This window comes from Leptothrix toolikensis (SeqCode), assembly GCF_057922285.1.
The window spans coordinates 15,069-30,826 of record NZ_JBYSVC010000027.1 but is presented as its reverse complement, the minus strand read 5'-3'; the positions used below and the strand labels follow the sequence as shown (position 1 = coordinate 30,826).

At 62.4% G+C, this 15,758-nt stretch carries 13 protein-coding genes and 1 pseudogene; 8 read left to right on the top strand and 6 right to left on the bottom strand.

The annotated features are described in order from the left end of the window. The 4 genes and pseudogenes from AC3VI7_RS06075 to AC3VI7_RS06060 form a co-directional block, all read right to left on the bottom strand. A pseudogene (locus AC3VI7_RS06075) lies at positions 1–231 on the bottom strand (efflux transporter outer membrane subunit); the annotation flags it as partial. A gap of 70 nt (positions 232–301) precedes the next feature. Next, complete coding sequence (locus tag AC3VI7_RS06070) at positions 302–880, bottom strand: YceI family protein (RefSeq protein WP_489671249.1); 579 nt, start codon at positions 878–880, stop codon at positions 302–304. Positions 881–938: 58 nt separating this feature from the next. After that, entirely contained in the window at positions 939–1,535 is a 597-nt protein-coding gene (locus AC3VI7_RS06065; RefSeq protein ID WP_489669829.1) for a YceI family protein, read from the bottom strand. A 35-nt stretch (positions 1,536–1,570) separates the two neighbouring features. Next, complete coding sequence (locus AC3VI7_RS06060; RefSeq protein ID WP_489669828.1) at positions 1,571–2,119, bottom strand: cytochrome b; 549 nt, start codon at positions 2,117–2,119, stop codon at positions 1,571–1,573. Positions 2,120–2,286: 167 nt separating this feature from the next. Between AC3VI7_RS06060 and guaB the strand changes: the two genes are divergently transcribed. From guaB to tadA, 5 genes are all read left to right on the top strand, one after another. Further along, positions 2,287–3,753, top strand: a complete 1,467-nt coding sequence (guaB, locus tag AC3VI7_RS06055; RefSeq protein WP_489669827.1) for an IMP dehydrogenase — start codon at positions 2,287–2,289, stop codon at positions 3,751–3,753. 96 nt (positions 3,754–3,849) lie between these two features. Then, positions 3,850–5,118 (top strand): MFS transporter, encoded by a 1,269-nt coding sequence (locus AC3VI7_RS06050; RefSeq protein WP_489669826.1) that lies wholly within the window; start codon positions 3,850–3,852, stop codon positions 5,116–5,118. A gap of 10 nt (positions 5,119–5,128) precedes the next feature. Continuing rightward, entirely contained in the window at positions 5,129–6,745 is a 1,617-nt protein-coding gene (gene guaA / locus AC3VI7_RS06045; RefSeq protein ID WP_489671250.1) for a glutamine-hydrolyzing GMP synthase, read from the top strand. A gap of 31 nt (positions 6,746–6,776) precedes the next feature. Then, positions 6,777–9,725, top strand: coding sequence for an EAL domain-containing protein (locus tag AC3VI7_RS06040; RefSeq protein ID WP_489669068.1), 2,949 nt, complete (start codon positions 6,777–6,779; stop codon positions 9,723–9,725). A 2-nt stretch (positions 9,726–9,727) separates the two neighbouring features. Beyond that, entirely contained in the window at positions 9,728–10,294 is a 567-nt protein-coding gene (gene tadA, locus AC3VI7_RS06035; RefSeq protein ID WP_489671424.1) for a tRNA adenosine(34) deaminase TadA, read from the top strand. On the opposite strand, the gene AC3VI7_RS06030 is transcribed toward tadA, so the two are convergent. Continuing rightward, positions 10,254–12,095 carry a glutamine--tRNA ligase/YqeY domain fusion protein gene (locus tag AC3VI7_RS06030; protein WP_489669066.1) on the bottom strand — a complete coding sequence of 614 codons (1,842 nt, stop codon included), beginning with the start codon at positions 12,093–12,095 and terminating at the stop codon, positions 10,254–10,256. The two genes, tadA and AC3VI7_RS06030, sit on opposite strands and share 41 nt — an antisense overlap. A gap of 122 nt (positions 12,096–12,217) precedes the next feature. Between AC3VI7_RS06030 and AC3VI7_RS06025 the strand changes: the two genes are divergently transcribed. Next, on the top strand, positions 12,218–12,811 hold the full coding sequence (locus tag AC3VI7_RS06025) for a hypothetical protein (protein WP_489669065.1): 594 nt from the start codon (positions 12,218–12,220) through the stop codon (positions 12,809–12,811). Between the two features lie 33 nt (positions 12,812–12,844). Next, positions 12,845–13,564 (top strand): DUF6515 family protein, encoded by a 720-nt coding sequence (locus AC3VI7_RS06020; RefSeq protein ID WP_489669064.1) that lies wholly within the window; start codon positions 12,845–12,847, stop codon positions 13,562–13,564. Here AC3VI7_RS06020 and AC3VI7_RS06015 read toward each other — a convergent pair. Further along, complete coding sequence (locus tag AC3VI7_RS06015) at positions 13,549–14,397, bottom strand: symmetrical bis(5'-nucleosyl)-tetraphosphatase (protein ID WP_489669063.1); 849 nt, start codon at positions 14,395–14,397, stop codon at positions 13,549–13,551. The genes AC3VI7_RS06020 and AC3VI7_RS06015 overlap by 16 nt on opposite strands. Before the next feature lie 43 nt (positions 14,398–14,440). On the opposite strand from AC3VI7_RS06015, the gene AC3VI7_RS06010 reads away from it, so the two are divergent. After that, positions 14,441–15,754, top strand: a complete 1,314-nt coding sequence (locus AC3VI7_RS06010; RefSeq protein WP_489669062.1) for a hemolysin family protein — start codon at positions 14,441–14,443, stop codon at positions 15,752–15,754. Positions 15,755–15,758: the final 4 nt, after the last annotated feature.

The window sequence follows — 15,758 nt, the reverse complement described above, 5'->3', positions numbered from 1 at the left end:
GCTGGGTTGCTGCGCCAAGGCTTGTTCGACCAAGCGATTCAGTTCGCTGTCGCCGTAGCTCTGCCACCAGCGAGCCTCGGGCCAAGGCGTGCTTGTCGCCATGGCCGCCTCTTGCGCCGCTCCCAAGGTCTCGGGTGAAAGCATGCTTGAACGGGCTGCGGGTGTTTCACCGACGCTGGCACAGCCTGCCAGGCTGACGGCCATGGTGAGGATCGTGAGTCGTTGTTTCATGAGGTGTTGCTGCGCTTCAGAAAAAAGCCCCGCCGACTTGGCGGGGCTTGGGCAGCTAGAAAGATGGGGTTTATTGATGCACGGCTTCGACTTGGATCACCAGATCCATGGTGTCGGAGAAACCATAGGCCATACCGTAATCCACGCCCCATTGGCTGCGCTTGATGGTGGCGCGGAAATCGCCGCCGCAGACTTCACGCTTCATCATCGGGTGTTGATAGCAGTTGAAGTTGCTGGCCTTGAGCGTGACCGGGTTGGTCTTGCCCAAGAGGGTGAGTTGACCGCTAACTTCCGTCACTTTGTCGTCGTTGAAGCTGAACTTGTCGCCGATGAAGGTGGCCTTGGGGAAGGCTTCGGCTTTGAGGATTTCTTCGCTACGCAGATGCTTGTCGAACTGAGCCGAGCCGGTGTTGATCGAGCCCACTTCAAAAGTCACTTCGACCTTGCCCTTTTTGGCGGCGCGGTCGAGTTGCACGGAGCCTTCCTTCTTGTCGAAACGGCCCCGGTTGGTCGAGGTGCCGAAGTGGCCGATCTCGAAGGTCACATACGTGTGGTTCGGCTCAATGGTGTAGCTGGCGGATTCGGCTTGAGCCGCGCCACCGATCAAAGTGGCAGCGGTAGCGAGGGTGGCGAGCAAGGTCTTTTTCATGGGGATTCTCAGAGCGTTACAGGGAGGGAACGGGGTGAAAGGGGTGAGAAAGGGTCCATTAAAGCGGCGTCATACCGCTCAGGCTGAGCTTGAACTTGACGTGTACCTCGTTGGCTACCATCGAGGTATCGGCCCATTCGCCGTCGCCAATTCGGAAGTCAAGTCGCTTGATCGTGAAGCTGCCGGTGGCCGTGGTGATCAAACTCGATCCTGAGCCACTTTGGTTCAGGATCACGGGAACCACCACGTCTTGGCTGCTGCCCTTGATGCTCAGCTTGCCACCGATGTCATACCGACCGGGGCCTGTGGCTTTGATGGCATGGGACTGAAACGTGGCCTGCGGGAAGGCGGAGGCGTTGAACCATGTTTTTTTGGGCATCTCGCCATCGGCCTCAGGCGTACCCAAGGTGGCGCTGGCTGTGTCGATGTTCAGGCTGATCTTGCCCATGACCGGCTTCTTCGGGTCAAAGTTGATTTGAGCGTCGAACTTGCGAAAGTGACCCTCGACCGGCACGCCCATCTGCTTGCTGACGAAGATCACCTCGCTTTTGGCGAGATCAAGTTTGACGCCGCCCGCGCTGGCTTGGGCGTGAACCACGCTGGAAAGCGTCAGCGCAAGGCCCAAGACCAAGACGGTTCGGGGAAAAGATCGCATGACCAAGTTATGCATAACCCAAATCTCTCAAAAGCTTAAAAGCGCATCCGGCTCAGCAGGCCGTCACGGTCGATGAAGTGATGCTTGAGTGCGGCCCCGACGTGCATCACCACCAAGCCGCCCAAGGCCAGAGCACCCAGCTTGTGCAAAACCTTGAGGACTTCAGCCAAGGCTTTGTCGGGGGCCACCCAGTCCGGCAGCGGCAAGATGCCCAACCATACGATGGGAAAACCTGCGGCCGAGCTGTAGGCCCAGCCCAGCAGCGGCACCGCAAAGAACAACACATACATCAGGTGATGCACACCGTGATAGCCGGCCAGTTGCCAAGCGGGCATCGCGCTTTGGATGGTGGCCGGTAAGGCCGGTGGCCGGTGGCTGAGCCGCCAAGCGAGGCGCAGGAGGGACAGCAACAGGATCGTCACCCCCGCCCATTTGTGCCAGTTGTAGAGCTTGAGGCGTTGCGGTGAGAACGGCAGATCGGCCATGTAGACGCCGACGATAAAGATCCCGCCCAGCGCCAAGGCCAGCACCCAATGCAGGGCGATGGCGGTGGGGGTATAGCGCGTCGAATCAGGCTTGGACATGGCAGCACCCGTGATAGAGGCAAGGAGACGGGGTTGAGCTTAAGGGCATCGTGCTTGGGGTGGGTTCATGGGGCTTGTTGCTTGCATTGGAAAATGCTGAACCTGCGCTTGGTGCGGTGAGCATGGTTGCTCGCTTATAATCGCATTTTGCGCCCGGAGCATTATTCATGCGCCTTCTTGGTAAAGCGCTGACCTTCGACGACGTTCTGCTGGTCCCCGCCTATTCACAGATTTTGCCGCGCGACACGGTGTTATCCACCCGTTTGTCACGCAACATCACTCTTAACCTGCCACTGGTGTCCGCTGCGATGGACACCGTGACCGAAGCCCGCTTGGCGATTGCGATCGCCCAAGAGGGCGGCATCGGTATGGTTCACAAGAACCTCACGCCCAAGCAGCAAGCGGCTGAAGTGGCGCGCGTCAAGCGCTACGAATCCGGCCTGCTCAAGGACCCGATCACCATCGCCCCGGATATGCCGGTGCGTCAGGTGATTGAGCTATCACGCCATCACGGCATCTCCGGTTTTCCGGTGGTGGACGCAGGCTGCGTGGTCGGCATTGTCACGGGCCGTGACCTGCGTTTCGAGACCCGTCTCGATGCGCCGGTGCGCGAGATCATGACCACGCGTGATCGCCTCATCACGGTGCCGGAAGGCACCTCGTTGGCCGATGCCAAGGCGCTGATGCATCGCCACAAGCTGGAGCGTGTGGTGGTGGTCAACGCGGCCAATGAGCTGCGTGGCTTGTTCACGGTCAAAGACATCACCAAACAGACCAACTTCCCCAACGCTGCACGCGACGCCCAAGGCAAGCTGCGCGTCGGTGCGGCGGTGGGTGTGGGTGAAGGCACCGAAGAGCGGGTTGAGTTGCTGGCCCGTGCCGGTGTGGACGCCATCGTCGTCGATACCGCCCACGGCCACAGCCAAGGTGTGCTCGACCGTGTGCGTTGGGTCAAGCAGAACTACCCGCAGATCGACGTCATCGGCGGCAACATCGCCACTGGCGCTGCGGCGCTGGCCTTGGTGGCAGCGGGTGCTGACGGTGTCAAGGTCGGCATCGGCCCGGGCTCGATTTGCACCACGCGCATCGTGGCCGGTGTGGGCGTGCCCCAAATCACCGCCATCGACAACGTTGCCACCGCGTTGCGCGGCACCGGCGTGCCGTTGATCGCTGACGGTGGCGTGCGCTACTCGGGCGACATTGCCAAAGCGATTGCCGCTGGGGCCAGCACCATCATGATGGGCGGCATGTTCGCCGGGACCGAAGAGGCTCCGGGCGAAGTGGTGCTCTTCCAAGGCCGTAGCTACAAGAGCTATCGCGGCATGGGCTCGATTGGTGCCATGAAGGCGGGTTCAGCGGATCGTTACTTCCAAGACAACGACGCCAACCCGAACGCCGACAAGCTGGTGCCGGAAGGCATCGAAGGCCGCGTGCCCTACAAGGGCTCGGTGGTGGCGATCCTGTTCCAGATGGCCGGTGGGCTGCGTGCTTCGATGGGCTACTGCGGTTGCGCCACCATCGAAGAGATGCGTGATCGGGCCGAATTTGTCGAGATCACCTCGGCGGGCATCCGCGAAAGCCATGTCCACGATGTGCAGATCACCAAAGAAGCACCGAACTATCGGATGGAGTGAACTGGCTTTCGGGCTCCTTCGGGGGTCTGAAACCCCGGTGCGCCCGGCCCATGGCCGGGCGTCTCCATTTCCTCTTCTCTCTTTTTGCGCGCTCCGATGACGACTCCTGCCCCGATCACCTCCACCGCTGAGCCTTCCCGCGCGCCGCGCACTGCTGCGATGCGTTTCATCATGATCACGGTGCTGATCGACATGATCGCCATCGGCCTGATCGTGCCCGTGTTGCCCCTGATCGTGAGTCGCTTCACGCCCGATCCGAGTGAGCAAGCGATGTGGTACGGCGTGATCGCCTTCGCCTTTAGCTTGGCCAATTTCTTTGGTGCGCCGCTGTTGGGTGCGCTGTCGGATCGTTACGGCCGCCGGCCGGTGTTGTTGCTGGGTTTTTGTGGTCTGGCGATCAACTTCTTTGCCACCGCTTGGGCGGAACAGCTCTGGGTGCTGATTTTGGTGCGCATGGTCGGTGGAGCCTTGCAGGCCAACGCGGCGGTGGCCAACGCCTACGTGGCTGATATTTCCACCCCGGCTGAGCGCGCCAAGCGTTTCGGCATGCTGGGGGCCATGTTTGGGATCGGTTTCATCATCGGCCCGGTCGCCGGCGGCTTGCTGGGGGCTATTGATCTGCGCTTGCCCTTTGTGGTGGCCGGGGTGCTGGCTTTGCTGAACTTGGCCTACGGCTACTTCGTCTTGCCCGAATCGTTGCCCTTGGATCACCGCCGCCCCATCACGTTGGCCTCGGCCAATCCGGTGCTGTCGCTGCGCCGCTTGGGTCGTCTGGAAGGCGTGGGCTCCTTGGTGCTGGTGATGGCGCTCAGCAACTTGGCGCAGTTCGTCATGTACACCACGTGGGTGCTCTACACCACCTTCAAGTTTGGCTGGGGGCCGGTTGAGAACGGCTGGTCGATGTTTGCTGTCGGCATCGCGGCGGCCATCGTCCAAGGCTACTTGCTGGGTCGGCTGCTCAAGCGCTGGGAAGCCCGCAAGATGGCGGTGATCGGCCTGATCTCCAGCTCGCTCGGCTACTTGGCCTGGGGTTTGGCCCCGGCGGGCTGGGTGATGTACGCCGTGATTGCGCTTAACTTGCTGGGCTTTACGGTCACAGCGGCCATGCAAAGCATCGTCTCCAACGCGGCCAACGCCAAAGAACAGGGTCAGACCATGGGCGCGGTGGCTTCGCTCACCAGCTTGATGGCCGTGATCGGTCCGGTGTTGGGCGCGCCGCTGATGGGTGCGGTCTCGCATCTGCCCCGTGACGACTGGCGCGTGGGCGCACCGTTCTACTTTTGCGCGGCGTTGCAACTGGTCTCGATGATCGTTGCTACGCGCCATTTCCGCCGTCATCCTGCTGCTGCCCCCAAGGCGGCCTGAAGAATCTGCCATGCAACACGACAAGATCCTCATCCTCGACTTCGGCTCGCAAGTCACCCAGCTGATCGCCCGGCGCGTGCGCGAGGCGCACGTCTACTGCGAGATCCACCCGAACGACGTGTCTGACGACTTCATCAAGTCGTTCGCGCCCAAGGCCATCATCCTGAGCGGCAGCCACGCCTCGACCTACGAGGACCACCAGCTGCGCGCGCCGCAAGCGGTGTGGGACGCTGGCGTGCCGGTGCTGGGCATTTGCTACGGCATGCAGACCATGGCGGTGCAGCTCGGTGGCACGGTGAGCTGGAGCGATCAGCGTGAATTCGGCTACGCCGAAGTCCGTGCCCACGGCCACACCCAGCTGCTCGACGGCGTCCAAGACTTCAGCACGCCCGAAGGTCACGGCATGCTCAAAGTGTGGATGAGCCACGGCGACAAGGTCACCACCTTGCCGCCGGGCTTCAAGCTGATGGCCTCGACGCCGAGTTGCCCGATTGCCGGGATGGCGCATGAAGATAAGGGCTACTACGCGGTGCAGTTCCACCCCGAGGTGACGCACACCGTGCAGGGGGCCGCCATGCTGACGCGCTTTGTGCGCGACATCGCCGGCTGCCGTGGCGACTGGATCATGGGCGACTACATCGCTGAGGCCGTGGCCAAGATCCGCGAGCAAGTGGGCGACGAAGAAGTGATCCTCGGCCTGTCGGGCGGGGTCGATTCGAGCGTGGCTGCGGCGTTGATTCACCGCGCCATCGGCGACCAGCTGACCTGTGTCTTTGTCGATCACGGCCTGCTGCGCCTGAACGAAGGCGCGATGGTGATGGAGATGTTTGCCGGCCAATCCGAGAAAAGTTTGCACGCCAAGGTCGTGCATGTGCAAGCTGCCGAGCAGTTCATGGGCCATTTGAAGGGCGTCACCGACCCCGAACAAAAGCGCAAGATCATCGGCCGCGAGTTCGTCGAGGTCTTCAAGGCCGAAGCCGCCAAGCTCAAAGCTTCGGGTCAAGGCCACAAAGGGGCGACCTTCCTGGCCCAAGGCACGATCTACCCGGACGTGGTCGAGTCGGGCGGCACTGCCAGCAAGAAGGCCACCATCAAGAGCCACCACAACGTCGGTGGCTTGCCCGAAAAACTGGGCCTGAAGTTGTTGGAGCCCTTGCGCGAACTCTTCAAAGACGAAGTGCGCGAACTCGGCGTGGCGCTGGGCTTGCCGCACGAGATGGTCTATCGCCATCCCTTCCCCGGCCCGGGCTTGGGTGTGCGTATCTTGGGTGAAGTGCGGGCTGACTTTGCCAGCTTGCTGCAACGTGCCGATCACATCTTTATCGAAGAGCTGCGCGCCACCATCGACCCGGCCACGGGCAAGAGCTGGTACGACTTGACCAGCCAAGCGTTCACGGTGTTCCTGCCGGTCAAGAGCGTGGGCGTGATGGGCGACGGCCGGACCTACGACTACGTCGTGGCCCTGCGCGCCGTGCAGACCAGCGACTTCATGACCGCCGACTGGGCCGAGCTGCCGTACAGCCTGCTCAAGAAGGTCTCCAGCCGCATCATCAACGAGGTGCGCGGCATCAACCGCGTGACCTACGACGTGTCGAGCAAGCCGCCTGCCACCATTGAGTGGGAATAAGCCGCCCCCTATCCTCCTCACGGCCATCGCGATGAAACAAGCTTGGTGGCTGCGTGCATCGGCGTGGTGGCCCGGTGGCGGCGCGATGCTGTGGCGGCTGCTGGTGCCCACGGTGCTGCTCATCATCAGCGCTGGGGGCTTGCGCACATGGCAAGTCATGCAAGAGGAGCGCGAGCAGGCCTTGGTGGCCCAAAGTGATTTGCTGGATCGACTGGGGGCCATGCTGGCGCAGTCGATGGCAGTGCAGGTGGCCATGGCCAAGAGCGACACCTTGGCGCTCTTGGTCCAGCCCATCGTCCAAGTGCGCGGTATGGCTGCTGTGCGCTGGCAACTTCCGGGGGCCAACGGCGAGCCCGTTGAGCATGGTATGGACCATGTTGCCCCTGAACCTGCTGCCGCTGATGCCCTTGCCGCTGCTGTGGCCCCGGGGTGGTTTTCGGGGCTGATTCACCTTACCCCCTTGAGTCGCTCATGGCCCATCGTTTGGCAAGACCACGTCTACGGTGAGCTGGTGCTGTATACCGATCCAGCACCTTGGGTCGAGTTGGCGTGGCGGCGCGTCACTGCGCAAGCCCGCGCGGCAGCCGTCGTGATTCTTGTGCTCAGCGCTTTGTTGATCTTGCTGCTGCGAAGTTCCTTGCGCAGCTTGCGCCAGCTTGGACAAGCAGCCCAGACCCTTCAAGCCGGACAGACCGGCGCACGGGTTGAGGTGGTGGGGTGTCGGGAGGTGCGTCAAGCCAGCGAAGCCTTCAACACCATGGCTGAGCAGATCGAGCAGTTGCTGCATCGCTTGCGCCGTGCAAGGTCGGAGCTTTACCAAGAAAAAGAGCGGCTTGAGATCACCTTGGCGTCGATCGCCGAAGCGGTGATCGCCACCGACGCCAAGGCCCAAGTCTGCTTCATCAACCCGGTGGCTGAGGCGCTGCTGGGCCGCTCACGCGACGAGGTGCTGGGCCAGCCCTTGAGGCTGGTGATGCCGGTGGTGAGCCACAACACCCGCGCGGCGGTGACCGACCCGATGGCGCTGGCGCTCAAGACCGCCAAAGTGGTCGAGTTGGCCGAGCACAGCCGCTTGCTGGGCCACGGCCGTGTCGAGCGGGTCATTGAGGGCACAGTGGCACCCGTTCACGACGGGGCTGGCAAGGTGGTAGGTGGAGTGGTGGTGTTCCGCGATGTCACCGAGCGGGTCGCCTTGCAGCAGCGTATGGCCTGGCAAGTGGGCCATGACACCCTGACCGGCTTGCCCAACCGTTGGCTGATCAACGACCGACTGGAACAAGCCGTGGCGCAGGCGCGGCGCGATGGCAGCTTGCTGGCGGTGTGTTTTGTCGATCTGGACGGCTTCAAAGCCATCAACGACCAGCATGGTCACGATGTGGGCGATGAGGTGTTGGTCAGCATCGCCCACCGGCTCAAAGAAGCGGTGCGTGCCACCGACTCGGTGGGACGCCTCGGTGGAGACGAGTTCGTCTTGTTGCTCGGGGCCTTGGGCTCCATGGATGAGCTGGATCAGATCCTTTCTCGGCTGATCGCCTCCGTAGCCGAGCCCTGCCTGACGGAGCGCGCCGCGCACCGGCTCAGTGCCAGTGTCGGGGTGGTGGTTTTCCCGGAAGACAACTTTGACGCCGACACCTTGTTGCGGCATGCCGACCAAGCCATGTATCAGGCCAAGGCCTTGGGGGGCAATCAATATCGGCTCTTTGAAGGCCAAGACGATCAAGACACACCGTTGCGTCAGCAGCGCATCGAGCGCTTGGCCCAAGGCCTGCGCGACGGCGAGTTACGCCTGCTGTTTCAGCCCAAGGTGCATTTGGGCAGTGGGGTGATGACGGGGCTGGAAGCCATGCTGCGCTGGCAGCATCCGCAAGAAGGTCTGCTTTTGCCCTTGGAGTTTCTGCCCTTGGTGCGTCAGCACCCCTTGGACGAACAGATCAGCGATTGGGTGATTGAGCAAGTGCTTTGCCAGCAAGAACGTTGGCTGGCGCAGGGTTGGTCGTGGCCGATCAGTCTCAATATGTCGAGTGAAACCTTTGCGGCGTTGGCCACTTGGGAGCGCTTAGAGCGGGCTTTAGAGGCGCATCCCACGGTTTCGCCGGCCTTGCTAGAGATTGAGCTGCTGGAGTCCGGCGCTTTGGACGACTTGCACCGCTTGGGCACGCTCATGGCGCGCTATCAAGCCTTGGGGGTCAAGGTGGCGTTGGACGACTTTGGTTTGGCCAACTCATCGCTGTTGCACCTCAAGCGTTTGCCGGCCGACACCGTCAAGATCGACCCGAGTTTTGTCCATGGCATGGTGGACGACCCCGCCGATTTGGCCTTGGTCGAGGCGCTGATCACGATGGTGCGGCTCTTTGGTCGAGGCGTGGTGGCCGATGGCATCGAAACGCCTGAGCAAGGTTTATTGCTGATGCGATTGGGCTGTCGTTGTGGTCAGGGGCCGGTCATTGCGAGGCCGATGTCTGCGGAGGCCGTGCCCGCTTGGGTCGCGGCCTATCAAGGCGAGCCCAGTTGGCGCTTGTGGGCGGATGTGGCGTGGAACGTCAATGACTTTCCCCTGCTTATGGCGCAACAAGATCACATCCATTGGGTGCAGCAGATTGTCTCGGCCACACAGGGCATGTCGCTGCGCTTGTCGGCGCAAGAGGTCTGTAATCACCAGCGTTGCCGTTTTGGTCAGTGGTATTACGGCGAGGGCCAGCGCCACTACAGCGAGCTGGCTGCGTTCAACGCCATCGAATCGGTGCATGAAGAGGTTCACCGGGTCGGTTTAGAAGCGCTGCAACTCAATGCCGATGGTCAGACCGAAGCGGCCCAGCGCAAGGCCTTGGTGTTGTTGGGTTTGCGCGATGTGATCTTGGCGCACTTGGTGGAATTGCACCGGGCGGTGGCGACACCCATGGAGCCGACGGCCGTGACCACAGCGTCTGCCGCGCCCGAGGCTTGGCGCTCGACGGTCTTTGATGGAGGTTTGGATCTATGAGCTTGGATGAATCTTGGATGGCGCAAGCCTTGGACCAAGCGCTCAATGCCCGCTTGACGGGCGAGGTGCCAGTGGGTGCGGTGATCGTGCGTCACACCGAAGCTGGCCCGCAGATCATCGCCACCGGCTACAACCGGCCCATCACCACCCACGACCCGACCGCACACGCTGAAATCATCGCCCTGCGCCACGCCGCTGCGCTGATGGAGAACTACCGTCTGCCCGACTGCGAGCTCTACGTGACGCTGGAGCCTTGTGCCATGTGCGCCACCGCCATGCTGCACGCCCGCCTCAAGCGCGTGGTCTACGCGGCCCCCGACCCCAAAACCGGCGCAGCCGGCTCGGTGCTCAATCTCTTTGAGATCAAAGCGCTGAATCACCAAACCGAGATCGAAGGCGGCGTTCTGGCCGATGCGTCTGCCAAACTGCTGCGCGAATTCTTTGCCGAACGCCGCGCCCAGAAAAAACAAGAGCGCCTCGAACGCCAAGCCCAGGATGTGCCCGAGCCGGCTATCCAAGGCGTGGAGCTCACTTCCCCCAGCTGTCTCTCAGCGTTGTCGTGCGATTGAACACCGGCTGGGTGCCGGGTTGGTGGTCAAGGCGGTCGGTGACGAAGTAGCCGAGGCGTTCGAACTGGAAGGCGCTGCCGGCGGGGGCTTGGGCTAGGCTCGGTTCGACCCAGCCTTGCACCACGCGCTTGCTGTTCGGGTTCAGGCTGGCAAGGTGATCGGCACCGCCGGCCTCGGGCTGGGCTTGGGTGTAGAGGCGATCAAAAAGCCGAACCTCAGCGGCCACGCCGTCATCCGCGCCCACCCAAGTGATCACGCCCTTGACCTTGATGCTTTCTGCGCCCGGCGTGCCGCTGCGGGTGTCGGGCACGATGCGGGCCAAGACACGCACGATCTGGCCCGAGGCGTCTTTTTCGCAGCCGGTGCATTCGACGACGAAACCGTACTTCAGGCGCACCTTGTTGCCGGGGTAGAGGCGGTGGTAGCCCTTGCTTGGCGCTTCCATGAAGTCGTCACGCTCGATCCACAGACGCGGGCCGAGGGTGAACGCGCGCTGACCCATCTCGGGGTGCGCCGGGTGGCTCGGGGCGCTGCACGGTTCACGGTGCTCGGCGCTGTAGATTTCCGCCCAGTTGCCCAAGACCAGCTCGACCGGATCGAGCACCGCCATGCAACGCGCCGCCTTGGCGTCGAGGTCGTCGCGCAGCGCGATTTCTAGGCTGCTGTAGTCGATCCAGCTATCTGCTTTGGAGACACCGATACGCTCGCAAAAGAGCTGGATGCTCTCAGGCGTGTAGCCGCGCCGCCGCAGACCGACCAAGGTGGGCAGGCGTGGATCGTCCCAGCCCTGCACGTGGCCGTCATCGACCAGCGCTTTGAGCTTGCGCTTGCTGGTGACGACGTAGCTCAGGTTGAGTCGGGCGAATTCGTATTGCCGGGGCAGGGGGGTGGTCAGCAGGGCGGGCAGCTCGGTGCCCTCAGGCGTGGTGATCGGCGGGGTGATTGATTCGCTCAGCCGTGTCAGCAGCCAGTCGTAGAAAGGGCGCTGGTCTTCGAATTCGAGGGTGCAGATCGAGTGGGTGATGCCTTCGAGCGCGTCTTCGATGGGGTGCGCAAAGGTGTACATCGGGTAGATGCACCAGCGGTTGCCCGTGTTGTGGTGATGGGCGCGGCGGATGCGGTAGATCGCGGGGTCGCGCAGGTTGATGTTGGGCGCGGCCATGTCGATGCGGGCGCGCAGCACCATGGCACCATCTTCAAACGCGCCGTCGCGCATGGCCCGAAAACGCGCCAAGTTCTCGGCCCGGCTGCGGTTGCGATACGGGCTGTCGGTGCCGGCTTCGGTCAGCGTGCCGCGACCGGCGCGAATCTGCTCGGGCGTTTGTTCATCGACATAAGCGTGGCCGCCCTGAATCAGGAACTCGGCCGCCGCATACATGGTGTCGAAGTAGTTGCTGGCGAAGTAGAGGTGGTCTTGGCTTTGGCCACCCAACTCGCTGTGCCAGCCAAAACCGAGCCAGCTCACGGCGTCCAAGATCGAATCGACGAACTCTTGGCTTTCTTTTTCTGGGTTGGTGTCGTCAAAACGCATGTGGCAGACGCCACCGTAGTCACGCGCCAAGCCGAAATTCAGGCAAATGCTCTTGGCGTGGCCGATGTGCAAGTAGCCGTTCGGCTCGGGCGGAAAACGCGTGCGGATGCGGGCCGGGTCGAGCGGGCCTGCGGCGTGATGGCGGGCATCACCGGGGCTGCCGGCATGGTGTTTGGTGGCGTAGAGGCCCTGTTGCAGATCGCGCTCGATGATGCTGCGCAAGAAATTGCTGGGGAGAGGAATCGTCGGGGGGGTGCGGTGGTCGCTCATCGGCGTGGGCTGGGCAAAGATGCCTGATCTAAGGGTTGGGCCGATTGTAATGACCGGGCCTTTTAAGGTGCGCTTTGCTTTTGGGCCTTCTCGGCTTGGGAACTCGTCGCACAATATCTTTCATGAAGACATCCATCATCAGGCTTGTATCCCGCAGCGGCTTGCTGCTCGGTGTGTTGGGGATCTTGGGCGGTTGTGTCCTTGGGCCGCATCAGGGCTATCGGCATGCGGTGTATCCGCAGTACGTCGAGCCGGTGCCCGAGCCGACGGTACCTGTGGTGTCGGCCTCGGCCACCATGTACTTCTACCCCGAGCGCAATCAGAGCGAGGCCACGCAGGACCGGGATCGTTACGAGTGCTACCGCTGGGCGGTCAAGCAAACGGGGGTGGATCCGGGTATGACGGCAACGCGTCAAGAACCCCCACCGCCGGTGGGCGCGGTACGCCGTGATGGTGGTGCGGTGGTGGCTGGTGCAGTCACCGGAGCGGCGGTGGGCAGCATCATGTCGGGCTCGCGTCGCGGGGGTGAGGGCATGGTGCTTGGGGCGATCTTTGGGGCGGTCATGGGTGCTGCGGCCGAAGACGGTCGGGCGCGCAGTGTCGAACGTGTTCAGGATGCCCGTCGTCGTGATTGGGAGGCCCGCCAAGCCCCCACCGATGGCTTTCGGCGCGCCATGTCCGCGTGCATGAGTGGTCGGGGTTATGCCGTGCGCTGAGCCGAGAGCCGCGCCGAATTACAGGAGACGATCATGAAGATGCATCAAAACAACTCGCCAAGACGCTTCAAGGCCATCGCTTTGGCGGCCCTGTTCGGACTGAGTTGCCTTGCGAGCGGCGTCGTGTGGGCTGAACGCGGCGGTCATCAAGGGCATGGTGGTGGTGGTGGCTCACGGGTGGGTGACCAACGTTGGTGGGACGGCGCGCATGGGCACGGCCGCTATTACCCTGTACCGGGCTACCGTGTGCCGGTGCTGCACCAGCCGAACACGGTGTTCTATGGCGGCATGCGCTACTCCTTTTTTGACGGCGTTTGGTATTCGAACCACAGCAACGGCTACTGGGTGGTACGTCCGCCCTACGGCGTGGTGATCAACGATCTGCCCACATTTGCCACCTTGGTGACGGTGGGCGCTTTGAGCTACTACTACGTCAATGGCACCTACTACCGGCCCATGATGGTGGAGGGCGTGCGCTCTTATGAGGTGGTGGCCCCCCCCGTGGCGGGTGGCGAGGGCGGCAGCTCAGGGGCTGCGATGGCCCCACCGCAGCTCTTTGTCTATCCCCGTCAGGCCCAGAGTGGTGATCAACAGGCCACGGATGAATACGAGTGCCATCACTGGGCCGCAGATCGCAGTGGCTATGACCCCACGGTGCGCGCCACTGGCGGCTCCAGCACCACCAGCGGCCGAGCCGACTACCAGCGGGCTCAGGCGGCTTGCTTAGAGGGCCGGGGTTACACCGTGCGTTGAGGCCTCAATGGCTGCCGCACTTGTTGTGCCGCCGTGCAGGGGATGCTGATGCGCTCGCGTCGGCCGCCGTCGATGCGCGCAGCGGTGAGCGCCCCCCCCCAGACGCAACCGCTGTCGAGCGCCATCAGATCGGGTCGATCCAGGGGTCCCAGCGTGGACCAGTGACCGAAGGCGATCGGTTGACCCGCAGTTTTTCGACCAAGGACCTCAAACCAAGGCATCAAGCCGGGAGGGGCGGTGTCGCTGCCCTCCTTGAGCTCGAAATCCATCACGCCTTGCGCGCTCATGAAGCGCACCCGGGTCAGGGCATTGATGATCACCCGCGCCCGCTCGGGGCCTTGCAGTTCGTTGTGCCACTGCGCAGGCTGGTTGCCGTACATCGTGCGTAGGAAACCGACCACATCTGGTCCACGCAAGGCTTGGGAGACCTCTTCGGCCAAGGCCAAGGTTTGTGCGGCGTCCCACTGCGGCAGCACGCCTGCATGCACCATCAACCAGCCGTGATCTTGCAAGGCCAAGGGGCGATGGCGCAGCCAGTCGAGCAGCGGCTCACGCAGCGGCGAAGCGAGCACCTCGTGCAAGGTGTCTCCCCGGCTGGCGGGGCGGATGCCGTAGGCCACGGCCAGCAGATGCAGATCGTGGTTGCCCAGCACGCAGCGGGCTGATGCACCCCAAGCCATCAGGCGCTCCAAAACGGCCAGAGATCTTGGCCCTCGATTGACCAAATCACCTAGCACGATGAGCTGATCGCGCGAGGGGGAAAAGTCCAGCCGCAGCAGCAATTGTTCGAGGGCATCACAGCAGCCCTGCACGTCACCAACGAGATAAATCATGCCGGGATTCTGCTACGCTCGGCCGACTCTTGATGCTCTGACCATGGACGTTGCGCTACTGATTTTTTTGGTTTTTCTCAATGGCCTCTTCGCCATGTCCGAAATGGCCCTCACGGCCAGCCGCAAAACCCGGCTACAAATCATGGCTGAGGCGGGAGACTCTGGGGCGGCTGTGGCCATTACCTTGCATGAGGCCCCGACCCAATTCCTCTCCACGGTGCAAATCGGCATCACCTCGATTGGCGTGCTTAACGGCATCGTGGGCGATGCCGCTTTTTCTGCGCCCTTGGCCACGTGGCTCACCCATGAGTTTGGCGCGCCAGTACGGATGGCTGAGTTGGGTGCCACCGGCTTGGTGGTGATGATCATCACCTTGGTGACCATCATTTTTGGCGAGCTGGTGCCCAAGCGGGTCGGCCAAATGCACCCTGAAAAAGTCGCCAGCATTTTGGCTCCGCCCATGCGTTGGTTGTCGGTACTGGCCCGGCCTTTGGTGCGTTTGCTGGCCAGCACCACCCAAGGGGTGTTGAGCTTGCTGGGGCTGCGCGATCACGGTATTCGTGGTGTGACCGAAGAAGAGATCGCTGCCAGCCTCGAAGAAGGCTTGGATGCGGGCGTCATCGAAGCACACGAACACCAAATGGTGCGCAACGTCTTTCGGCTCGATGCACGCCAGATCGGTTCGATGATGATTCCACGCGCCGACATCGCTTGGCTCGACAGCACCGCCCCGGTCGAGAACGTGCTGGCCATCGTGGCCGAGCATCGCCATTCGCGTTATCCCGTTGGCCACAATGGTTTGGATGATGTGCTGGGTGTCGTGACTGCCCAACAAATGTTGGGTCAATACGCACGCAGTGGCACGCTTTCATTGACAGAGGCCATGCAACCTGCGGTTTTTGTGCCAGAAACGCTCACCGGCATGGAACTGTTGGAGCACTTTCGGGGCTCGGCGGTGCAGATGGTGTTCGTGGTGGACGAATACGGCGTGGTGCAGGGCGTGATCACCTTGCGTGATGTGCTCGAAGCGATCACGGGCGAGTTCACCCCGTCTGCGGCCGAAGAGGCTTGGGCGGTGCAACGGCATGACGGAACATGGCTGATTGACGGCCTGATTCCGATGCCAGAGTTGAAAGACCGGCTGGCGCTGCGGCAGCTGCCTGACGAGGACCGAGGGCGCTACAACACCCTGGCCGGGATGATCATGCTGCTGTTGGGTCGTCTGCCGCAGACGACTGACGCAGTGGAGTGGGAGAGCTGGCGTTTCGAGGTGGTTGACCTCGATGGCAAGCGTGTTGACAAAGTTCTGGTCAGTCGCATGACTGATCCAGAATCCAATGTGCAATCAAAACTGTGAATCC